The organism is Mesorhizobium tamadayense (assembly GCF_003863365.1).
Classification (GTDB): Bacteria; Pseudomonadota; Alphaproteobacteria; order Rhizobiales; family Rhizobiaceae; genus Mesorhizobium; species Mesorhizobium tamadayense.
Genome location: NZ_RQXT01000072.1, coordinates 19319 through 29016 on the forward strand (window position 1 = coordinate 19319; position 9698 = coordinate 29016).

10 protein-coding genes are annotated in these 9698 nt (G+C 59.5%); 6 read left to right on the forward strand and 4 right to left on the reverse strand.

Annotation, left to right across the window (positions count from 1 at the left end; genetic code table 11):
- The first annotated feature begins 40 nt into the window (after positions 1 to 40).
- The 4 genes from EH240_RS33450 (at position 41) to EH240_RS40355 (ending at position 4023) form a co-directional block, all read left to right on the forward strand.
- A complete protein-coding gene (locus EH240_RS33450) occupies positions 41 to 547 on the forward strand; it encodes a hypothetical protein (protein WP_125006543.1) in 507 nt (168 codons plus the stop codon).
- Positions 544 to 3048 (forward strand): N-6 DNA methylase, encoded by a 2505-nt coding sequence (locus tag EH240_RS33455; protein WP_125006545.1) that lies wholly within the window; start codon positions 544 to 546, stop codon positions 3046 to 3048. Before EH240_RS33450 ends, EH240_RS33455 begins: the two co-directional genes overlap by 4 nt.
- Positions 3035 to 3787: a hypothetical protein gene (locus EH240_RS33460; protein WP_125006547.1), complete on the forward strand. Its 753-nt coding sequence runs from the start codon at positions 3035 to 3037 to the stop codon at positions 3785 to 3787. Before EH240_RS33455 ends, EH240_RS33460 begins: the two co-directional genes overlap by 14 nt.
- 95 nt (positions 3788 to 3882) lie before the next feature.
- A complete protein-coding gene (locus EH240_RS40355; protein ID WP_125006549.1) occupies positions 3883 to 4023 on the forward strand; it encodes a transposase in 141 nt (46 codons plus the stop codon).
- A 93-nt stretch (positions 4024 to 4116) separates the two neighbouring features.
- Here the strand turns inward: EH240_RS40355 and EH240_RS33470 are convergent, their stop codons facing one another.
- From EH240_RS33470 to EH240_RS33485, 4 genes are all read right to left on the reverse strand, one after another.
- Positions 4117 to 5013: an alpha/beta hydrolase family protein gene (locus EH240_RS33470; RefSeq protein WP_167484281.1), complete on the reverse strand. Its 897-nt coding sequence runs from the start codon at positions 5011 to 5013 to the stop codon at positions 4117 to 4119.
- 110 nt (positions 5014 to 5123) lie between these two features.
- Positions 5124 to 5516, reverse strand: a complete 393-nt coding sequence (locus tag EH240_RS33475; RefSeq protein ID WP_125006553.1) for a tautomerase family protein — start codon at positions 5514 to 5516, stop codon at positions 5124 to 5126.
- 61 nt (positions 5517 to 5577) lie between these two features.
- Positions 5578 to 6933 carry an MFS transporter gene (locus EH240_RS33480; protein ID WP_125006555.1) on the reverse strand — a complete coding sequence of 452 codons (1356 nt, stop codon included), beginning with the start codon at positions 6931 to 6933 and terminating at the stop codon, positions 5578 to 5580.
- 60 nt (positions 6934 to 6993) lie between these two features.
- Positions 6994 to 7980, reverse strand: a complete 987-nt coding sequence (locus tag EH240_RS33485; protein ID WP_125006557.1) for an NAD(P)H-dependent flavin oxidoreductase — start codon at positions 7978 to 7980, stop codon at positions 6994 to 6996.
- A gap of 116 nt (positions 7981 to 8096) precedes the next feature.
- On the opposite strand from EH240_RS33485, the gene EH240_RS33490 reads away from it, so the two are divergent.
- Both EH240_RS33490 and EH240_RS33495 read left to right on the forward strand, forming a co-directional pair.
- Positions 8097 to 9023 carry a LysR family transcriptional regulator gene (locus EH240_RS33490; protein ID WP_125006559.1) on the forward strand — a complete coding sequence of 309 codons (927 nt, stop codon included), beginning with the start codon at positions 8097 to 8099 and terminating at the stop codon, positions 9021 to 9023.
- A 464-nt stretch (positions 9024 to 9487) separates the two neighbouring features.
- Positions 9488 to 9698, forward strand: a 211-nt coding sequence (locus tag EH240_RS33495; RefSeq protein WP_125006561.1) for a DUF4158 domain-containing protein, incomplete at its 3' end; no start/stop codon positions are given.

Sequence of the window (9698 nt, forward strand, 5' to 3'; positions counted from 1 at the left end):
CCACACAAATTGAGGAGGAATTGCCAAGTGCGAAATAATGATGAAGCACATTGACGCCTTCAAAGCGGCAAGTTACCCATTCGTCATGGAACCCGTCCAGTTCTCAGATGCGCTTCGCCTCACTCAGTTGTCCGAAAGCCAGCTTCGCGAGTGGTGTGGGAAACGCGGCCTGTTTCAGCCGACAGTCGCAGCACGAGGGCCTGGCCGGGTAGCGCTCTATTCATGGCAGGATCTGATCTCTTTGCGCGTCTTCGGAGAAGTGTTTAGCGTCTTCGGTGGCCGCGCCAGCGGCTGGGCGATCGGTATCGCAGATCTGCGCCAGAGGCTTGACGGGCAGTTTTTCCCCAATCTCTGGGGTCAGGCCGCGCTGTTCGCGAGTCAGCATTCGGCCGAACTAGTTACAGTGCGTTCGGTCTCCTTACATGCTGCGGCACTTGTCGTTCCGCTTGATCCGCACCTTGCGCATCTTGCCGAGCACGCAGCGACAAACCAGTTCGAGAAACAGATGCCGCTGCCGCTCCTTGCGCCGATGAGAACGGTGCGATGATCGATCCTCGACTTACCGCCGCATGGAGCCAGCGCTTCGGCCTTGCGAGATCGCCGATGTTCGGCGCGGAAGCCGACGCCGGCGACGGCTATCATGAAGTGCTGCTCGATGGCGGGTATGGATCCTTCGGTTTGTCCGTCGTCGAGGAAAGGCCCAATCCGGCCGATGTCGCCGGCTGGGCGTGGTCGAGTGACCTCCCACATCACGTGGCCGTGACTGAAAAGGACGTCCAGGTAGTCCGGTGGGATGCCGCAGGCGAGGCACAGCTCTACTCACTAACCTCGGTCAACCGCGATCTGGATGCCTTCTACCGTTATCTGTGTCGCGATCGGCTGCGATCGAACCGGACCGTAGTCCAGCACCTCGTGAGCCTTTTCGGCCGCATTCGTTCGTTGGTCGCCCATGCAGGCCTCCCGGATGCCCGGAGCATCGATGCCTTCGTCACCGTTCTCGGCGACCTCATCGCCGAGAACGCTGTGGCGCGCGAACCGGAAGCCGATGGCCTGCCTACTGATGCTGCGTCTCTACGTGACGCTCTGGCTGGACCTACGCTGGAGGAGGCGCTCAGTGATATCCGAAATGCCCCTTCAACGCTGTCTGCTCTTGCGCTGCACCCGCATCTCGCTGTCCGGCATGCCGGCGGCCAACTGTTTCAGGAGGCGCATTTTGATCTCGTGCGCGCCCCGCCCCCAGACCTTTTTGGCTTTGTCGATGCCGCGACATCTGTGCCGACGTCGCGCGGCGGAACGCATTTCACGCCACCAGCACTGGCGCGCTGCATCGTCGATCATACACTGCTGCAGGTTGCTCATCTCAGCTCACGCCAGCATCTAGTCCTCAGTGACCCAGCCTGTGGATCGGCGGCCTTTCTTCATGAAGCGCTGCGTGGACTGCGCAGGGCGGGGTTCAACGGCGCGCTGCGTATTGTGGGTCGCGATATCTCGGGATCCGCAATTGCGATGGCGCGCTTCACCCTCACGCTTGCCCTTAGGGACTGGACACCGGCCGGCGGCGCGGAACTCGATCTTCTGGTCGAAGACGCACTCTCCCACCGCGGATTTCCCGAGGCTGATGTCACCGTGATGAATCCCCCATTCATCTCCGTGATCGCTCAGACGGCAGAGCAAAAGGCACAGTTGCGCGCCGTTGTTGGCGACCGTGCAGGCAGCCGTGGTGACTACAGCATGGCCTTCGTGTCACGGGCGCTCGAAGCCTTGAGGTCCGGTGGCGCGCTAGGAACGCTCTTTCCGGCGAACCTGCTGACCCACGAAGCCGCGACCTCATGGCGCGAGCACCTTGGCAGCGACGGCGATGTCCGGCTGCTCGCCAGCATCGGCGATTTCGGTCTGTTCAGTCAGGCTCTGGTCCACGTCGCCTGCGCCGTGATCGCGAAGGGTCAACCCCGCCAGCCTGAGTTCACTGCCCTTGTCACGGAAAATGATCCCGGCGCCACCGGGGATGCGCTGCGAGAGCTGCGCAAGACGGCGGGAACTCCGCCCGCCATCGCCGTTGGCGACGAGCACTGGAAGCTGTTCGCATCCGATTCAGCCGTTCTGGCCAAGAAGATGCCATGGCGGATCCTGACGCCCAATCAAAGGAGAGTTCTGGACGCGATTGAAGCCCGGCAGACGCCCACCGTCGGCGATCTGTTCGATATCGCGCAGGGCGTACAGACAGGCAATCTGAAGGTCTTCCTTTTTGACGACGAGGCGTTTCGAAGGCTTCGTTTGCCGGCAAGTGAGCAGCAGTATTTCCGCGACGCGATCATGACCGACTCGATTGAAGATGGCCGTGTCCTCAAGTACTACCATCTCTTCTACCCGCACGGCCCAAATGGACCACTCTTTGCCAATGAGGTCGAGTTGGCGGCAGCCGTTCCGACCTATTATCGTCAAGTGCTGAAATCCAATGAGCAATCCCTGCGGAACCGCGCGTCAATTGTACGTGCGAAACGGAGTGACTGGTGGGGCCTGATGCATCCGCGGGCCGGCGCCTTCGCCTTCGACAAACGTCCCCGGATCATCTCGAAGTTCTTCGGCTCCGACGGTAGCTTCGCGCTCGACGAAGACGCGCGCTATTTGCCCTCGACCGGCCATGTTTGGTCGCCGAAGCTTCAATCCCATCGCGTCCAGCCGTCGCAGAATGACAATCCTGCATCGGATGCTGTCGATGAGCCTGAAGAGAGCGATATCGACGCGAGCGTCTCCCTTGATGTTATGCGCGCCTATACCGCGCTATTGAACTCCCGTGCGTTCATGAAGCTTGTGTCTTTTCGTTCGGTGACGATCGCCGGAGGGCAACTCGATCTGAGCAGCCGGTTTGTCAGCCCAGTGTTCCTGCCGAACCTTTGGGAGCAAGGAGAAGACCCTCTTTCCGGTGCGGTTGTCCGCCAGCTTGCTCGGGCGACGATCACCAATGAACGGGGTCAGTCGCCGAACCCGACAGACATCGATCGCCTTGTGGGCAGACTTTACGGAGTAGCCGAGCTTGGCGAGGTCTGAAGCGGAAGAGCCGAAGCTGTCGGCGGGAGCCTTCGAGCAACGGAGTAAGGCGCTGGCGGTCCAATTGGCCCGAACGCTAGATCTAGCGACGGGCGAGGTTTCTCTGCCGTGTGAGATTGCCAGTCTCCAAGCGGCGTTGAGCCTTGGTGGGCGGGCCAGTGAGATAATCGCACGCAATCGCGGTAAACCGCATCGCGTCATCCCGCTCTGCGGTATCGCCAACGATGTGCTTGCGTGGATCGGCTACCGGGAGCATTGGCATAGAGAAGGCGGGGAGCAAAGCTTCCGCTTCATCGAATGCGGATTCACACTTCACGTTGGTCGAGAGGGGGAACTCGAAAAGCCGCAAATTCTCCGGAGCGAATGGATCGGACGGCGCAGCGGTATGTTCGGCAACAATGCCGGACATCCACATTGGCAGCTCGATGTGCTCGAAAGTGCGCGACAGGCGGTTGTAGAACCGCCAAGGTTCGCCGAGGCCGCCCCCGCAGCTCCGGTAGAGTTCGGTTCGGCTGCTGCGGAAGAGCCGTTCGGCGAAAGCCTGCTGTTTGGCCTCACGGTCGAGCGGATGCACCTTGCAAGCGCTGCATTGTGGTGGCGCAAGCCCAGCCTTCCGGTAGCGCATCCTCCCGAAAGTGTCGCAGATCTCGATCGCTGGATCCTCGGCTGCGTGAACTATCTCCGCCAGGAAATCCGCCGTTGCGTTATCGTCGGCGTGCCGTCGTACCTTGCGACCTGATCGGAGGTTCGCTCTCAGCGGTCTCGGCGCCCAGTGGCCTGCTGCCGGTTTCGTGGACACCGAGATAAGGTGTTTAACGGAACTGGAGAGTGGAAATGCAGAGAAGGAAGTTCAGTCGCGAGTTCAAGCTTGAGGCAGTGAGGCTGGTGAAGGATCGGGGCTTGGCGGTGGCGCATGTCACGGGGCGGATGTACTCGGGAACCGGGCAGGTTCACGCGGGCAGGCATCCTGCATGAAGGATAACCGACAGGCGAGCGTTACCGCTTTCGCTAAGACGCCGCCAATTCCGGCGGAATTGGCGGCCAAGCGAGCGCCGTTCGACGCGCAGATTATTCGCCGTTGGACTTTAGGAAGGTGACCGTCGCTAAGATCAGCTTGTCCACGGTCTTGGCACTCTGTTCAACGCCGAAACCATGATCAACGGGTTCAGCCCACAGTTCTTCCGGACCGTCGTGATAAGCCAGCAACGACTTGGCGAGAACGGGTTGGGGAAAGACGATGCTATCGCGCGTGCCGACCGCGAGGAACAGCGGCCCCTTGTAGCGCGAGATTTCGCCGGCAGGCTGCACCGCGTAGAGGCTCTCGAAGAAGCGCCCTTTCAAGGGAATTTCCTTCCCATCTCCGACGCGCTTGGCCGGATAGACTTTATCGCCCGCTGTCACAGCTTCCGCCATCTGCTTCTCGCCAAATATGGAGATGAACGCTGCCGGAAGATTGATGCCGGGGTTCCAGAGGACGACAGATTTTAAAGGCGTTTTCGTCCGGCCGGCAACTGCTGTCGTGACCGCACCGCCCAGGCTCATTCCCATCAACGAAATACGTTTGCCGTCGACGCTGTCATTCGTCGATAGGAAGTCGAGCCCCGCTTGTGCGTCCGTTATCTCGGTTTCGACGGTCATGTCTTCGAATTTGCCCTCACTCTCGCCGCTGCCGCGAAAATCGATCCGAAGCGAAGCGATCCCATTCCTTGCGAGCACCGGCGCGGCACGCCCGAAAAGGCCTTCCTTCACCGCTTCCGAACTCCATTCGTTGCGGCTGCCGGTGAAACCGTGAAGCATCAGGATGACGGGAGGATTCGTGACATCATCCGGCGTGACCATCGTGCCTACGATTGTCTGGCCTTCGACTTGGAGCTTGATGATGGCCTCCTTGGCTTGCGCCGAAACTAAAAAAGTTGTCATCAGCATTCCCAGTGATGCTGCAACGGTTCGGTGTAGCTGTTTCATAGCTGCTCTCTCCTTGTTGTTTGAATTTGCGCGCGGCCGGTCAAAGCTGATGGCGCGGCCGGTCGGACTGGCATTAGACATTAATGTCCTTCACCGCCGCGATGCCTGATTCAGCGAAGCTCGCCGGTTATGAATTGAGCTCGACCAAGGCCGAAGGACCAATCCGCGTCACCATTTTCTATGATACTGACCACCACATCTGCAGGGTCGATCGCACACACATCCAAAAGCCCTGCCGCAACGAAACGATAGAATGCCTGTTTGTCGTCAGTTGACCGGGCTCGGGAGATCACCTCGATAATGATCAGCCTGTCACTGCGAAAAAGACCAAGACCGGTATCCTCCGCGCGCACATGCGATCTCTCGTGTTCGATCAGGATCTGATAGCGATCGGCTGGCGGTACATGGAAAGCCCTGACCACCGCCTCATGGATGCAGTCGAGGATCTTGTCCTGCTCCCCAGGCGATCGGCCCTTCAGAAGGTTAATTTTTATCAGCGGCATGGGTCGTCCTCGGAAATAGGAAAGAGGGCGGGGGATGCGCGCTCGGCGTCCCCGTGAACATTCAGTTTGCCCTCGCCGGTAGGCCGGTTGCGGCAGCCTCGGGCTCCCCGGCCAGCGCGCGGGGGAACCAGAGAACATTTACGACTGCGCTCATGATCGCGATCGCAATGGGATAGGCCAGGCCCGCATAGATGTTGCCCGTGTAGGCAACGAGCGACAGGCTGATGAGGGGAACAAAGCCGCCAAACACGCCTGTGCCGATGTGATAGGGCAGCGAGAGCGAGGTGTAGCGCAATTTCGCCGGGAAGAGCTCGACGAGGAAAGCTGCCATAGGGCCATAGATCAATCCGACGAAAACGAGTTGGGCGACGATCAGCGCTGTTACCAAAACGAAGTTCTGGGCAGCGACGGCGGCGGCGATGCCCTGATAGATTGGAACATAAAACGCGGCTGCCAGAATGAAGCCGGTGACAATCAACTTGCGGCGGCCGATCCGGTCGGACAAGGCGCCGAAGAAAACGATGAGGGGCGTTCCGATCACCAAAGCAGCAGCAAGGCAAATGTTCGCTGTCAGGAAGTCAAGCTTCAGCACGCTCTGCAAGAAATACAGTGCGTAGAACTGGCCTGTGTACCAAACGCACCCCAGGCCTGCGGTCGCCCCGAACAGTGCAAAGGCTGCATAACGCACACCATGACCGGTGGCGAAACTCTCACGGATTGGGCTCTTTGCGGTCTTCCCGCCTTTGCGAATCTCCTCGAAGACCGGGGATTCGCTAAGCTTGAGGCGCAAATAAAGGGACAGCACGATCAAAACCGATGATAGCAGGAACGGAATTCTCCAACCCCATTGCTTGAAGAGTTCTTCGCCGAGCGACAGCCGGCACGTAAGCACCACGACAATCGCCAGAAAAAAGCCGACGGTTGCCGTTGTCTGGATAAAGCTCGTGAAGAACCCGCGCCGGTTCGCCGGTGCGTGTTCTGCAACGTAAACGGCGGCGCCGCCGTATTCGCCGCCGATCGCCAATCCTTGGATCAGCCGAAGGACCACAAGAGCGATCGGCGCGAAATATCCCGCGGTCTCAAAGGTTGGCAAGACGCCGACGAGCGCGGTCGCAATGCCCATCAGAATGAGCGTCATCAAGAACGTGCTCTTGCGTCCGACGCGGTCGCCGATGCTGCCGAACAGCAGGGCTCCCAATGGGCGCACGAGGAAGCCTGTGGCAAAGGTTGCGACGCTGATCAGAACAGCTGCCGTCGGTTCATTGGCAGGGTAGAAGAGCGTTGAGAAGAAAATCGCCAGACTTCCGTAAAGATAGAAGTCGTACCATTCGATGACCGTGCCGGCGCTTGATGCAAGGACGACGGTCCAGATACCTGGTTTGCGGACGGAGTCGCCCCTTTCCTGTAGCTGTTGCATGCTGCAGTTCCCCTTTATGTTTTTAAAAGCAGTCGGCCCTCTCTTCAGGGCCGTGGTAAGTCAGCTCGCGATGCGCTGATCGAATGCGTAGACGCCAAGTCTTTCGCTTGCCTCGCGCACCGTTCGGCGAACGATGTCCTTCGCCGACGGCAGATCGTTGATGAGGCCAACCGCCTCACCGACAGTCACGTTGGCCGTGTCATAGTCGCCAGAGGCCCATGCCGCCTCGACCTTCGACAATTCTTCGGAATGCAGCGTGCGCAGCTCTTCTTCCCGCCCGTGCCACTTGTCGATGAAGCCGTTTTTGAGCAGTCGGCCGGTATAGCCAGCGGGCCAGGCCTTCTGACGGACGATATCGTAGACGGAAGTCCGGATTGTCTCGTCGCCAGAGGCAGCGACTACCTTGTCCTTGGCTGCCGGATGGATGAGCGACTCGCGCGTAGCCCAGAACCTGGTTCCCATCAGGACCCCGTCTGCTCCGAGCATCAGCGAAGCGGCCAGGCCCCTACCGTCGGCAATGCCGCCTGCCGCCACGACAATGACAGAAGGCGAAATCTTTGCCACCAGATCCACGACTGCGGGAACGAAGGGCATGGTTGACCGCGCGACCAGGCCATGGCCGCCGGCCTCGGTCCCCTGAACAATAAGAACGTCGGCGCCAACGTCGATTGCGCGCCGGGCATGTTCGAGTGTGTGGATCATGCAAATCAGCGGAACACCCGCCTGCCTGACCCGTGCCGCGAGCTTCGCCGGATCCGAAAACGAAAGCATCATCGCGGACGGACGCTCCGCAAGTGCGCGGTCAAACAGATCAAGGTCGGCTTCGACTGCCCAGGCGATGAACCCGCAGCCAACGCGTTCATTGGTGATCAGCGACGACTCTGTTTCGTACCATTGGCGATCGGCATATCCCCCACCCAACAGGCCCAGACCGCCGGCGTCGGCGACGGCGGACGCAAGCGCGCCACCCGCGGCCGGTGTCATCGGGGCAAGGATGATGGGATGCTCGATTTCGAAAAATTCTGTCAGACGCGTTCGTATCGTCATCTGTACTTCTCCCAGCTTGAGGAAGTTCCCGGAAATTTTTCTTTGACGCTATTGCGACACTTGACTTAAGACAAACGATTAGATCAGATGTTTTTCATCTGAAAAGGAGATGGCTGATGAACAGCGCCGACCTCAGGTTTTTCCAGGCGGTTGCGAGAGCAAACAGTATCGGAGGGGCTGCCGGTGTACTCAACACGGTGCAATCCAACGTCACCGCGAGAATAAAATCGCTTGAGGAGGAAATCGGTGCTCCGCTTTTTCATCGCTCCAGGCGAGGGGTTACACTGACAGCCACCGGCATTCAGCTCGTTCCCTATGCCGAGCGCGTCGGAGAGCTTCTGGACGAAGCCAAGCGCGTCGTCACAGACCGCGGTACGCCGTGCGGTTTACTCAGGATCGGCTCGATGGAGACCACTGCAGCGCTTCGCCTTCCGCCGATCCTGATCCGCTATGCTGCAGAATATCCAGAGGTCGACGTACTGGTGGAGGCTGCCCCGACGGAAAAGCTCGTCAGCGAGGTCGTCGCACGCAAACTGGATGGCGCGTTCGTCTCCGGCCCCATCGCTCATCCTGAACTGAAAAGCCTATCGATCGTCGAAGAAGAGCTCGTTGTGATCTCCTCGCCGCGGTTTCGCGAGCTTTCGGATCTGAAGGCCTTGGCCGCATCACCGGCTCTGAAGGTCCTCGCCTTTCGATCGGGCTGTTCCTACCGCCGGCGCATGGACATGTTCCTGGCGGCGTGTGGGGTAACGCATGTCCGCTGGATGGAACTCGGAACAATGGACGGGATCATCGGCTGCGTCGCCGCCGGGGTAGGGATGGCCATGCTACCTCGGGGAGTCGTTCAGGATGCGGCAGCCAACGGACAGCTCATCATACACCTGCTACCTGACAACCTGCGGTCGGCGCCGACTGTTTTTGTGACGCGGAGCGACGAGTATCTCTCCGCGGCACTTCAGGCTTTCATGACGGTGGCGTCTGAGGCGCATTCACGGCCTCAGCCGGCAAGACCAGAGCCGGTGCGACAACTGCAGCGGGCTTAGGAAAGGTGGAGCAAAAACAAGGGGTCAGTCAGACGCAATCGTCGGCGGATCTTGTTGGCAGCTCGTAGGGTCCGTTTGCCCAGAGATCGCCTACGATGCTGGAAAGGCGCTGCATGCTGCTGCAAAAGCAAGGAATGAGCGCGGATTGGAGCACAATGGCTGGCCAGGGTGCTCCGCTTGCGCGTGCCATGCGGCCAAACTCATTTCGACATCGGTTAAGGAGCTTGAGGTCAGCACTGCCGCTCTTAAGACCGAGGTTCAACAATCAATTCGAGATCAGTAAGTGTGACTGTCGTCGAAGGTGACCCGCAGCAGCCGAGTGCCCATCTGTGGGATGCCTAGCGAGAACCCGAGTATGAATCGGTCGCCTTGCACTTGATCTCTGTGGATAGCCGTGGCCAAGGCTGACGTATGTGCCGCCCAGTTTGTCATCGTTCCATCGAGTACTGTGATGGAGTCGAGCGATGCGCAGACGAAAGCTTCTCAAAGATCAGGATCGGCATAGACTTTTCAGTGTGCCGACCGATGAGGACAGCCTCATCCGACACTATTCGCTGTCGTCGGCTGACAGGGTTGAGATTGGCCTTCGCAGGCGAGAACACAATCGGCTCGGCTTTGCTGTTCAGCTTTGTCTGATGCGCCACCCAGGGAGAGTGCTCACCGCCGGAGAGACTC

Excerpts from the sequence above, each read along its gene's own strand:
- EH240_RS33450 (WP_125006543.1), top strand. The coding sequence starts at position 41 with ATGAAGCACATTGACGCCTTCAAAGCGGCAAGTTACCCATTCGTCATG.
- EH240_RS33455 (WP_125006545.1), top strand. The coding sequence starts at position 544 with ATGATCGATCCTCGACTTACCGCCGCATGGAGCCAGCGCTTCGGCCTT.
- EH240_RS40355 (WP_125006549.1), top strand. The coding sequence starts at position 3,883 with ATGCAGAGAAGGAAGTTCAGTCGCGAGTTCAAGCTTGAGGCAGTGAGG.
- EH240_RS33470 (WP_167484281.1), bottom strand. The coding sequence starts at position 5,013 with ATGAAACAGCTACACCGAACCGTTGCAGCATCACTGGGAATGCTGATG.
- EH240_RS33475 (WP_125006553.1), bottom strand. The coding sequence starts at position 5,516 with ATGCCGCTGATAAAAATTAACCTTCTGAAGGGCCGATCGCCTGGGGAG.
- EH240_RS33480 (WP_125006555.1), bottom strand. The coding sequence starts at position 6,933 with ATGCAACAGCTACAGGAAAGGGGCGACTCCGTCCGCAAACCAGGTATC.
- EH240_RS33485 (WP_125006557.1), bottom strand. The coding sequence starts at position 7,980 with ATGACGATACGAACGCGTCTGACAGAATTTTTCGAAATCGAGCATCCC.
- EH240_RS33490 (WP_125006559.1), top strand. The coding sequence starts at position 8,097 with ATGAACAGCGCCGACCTCAGGTTTTTCCAGGCGGTTGCGAGAGCAAAC.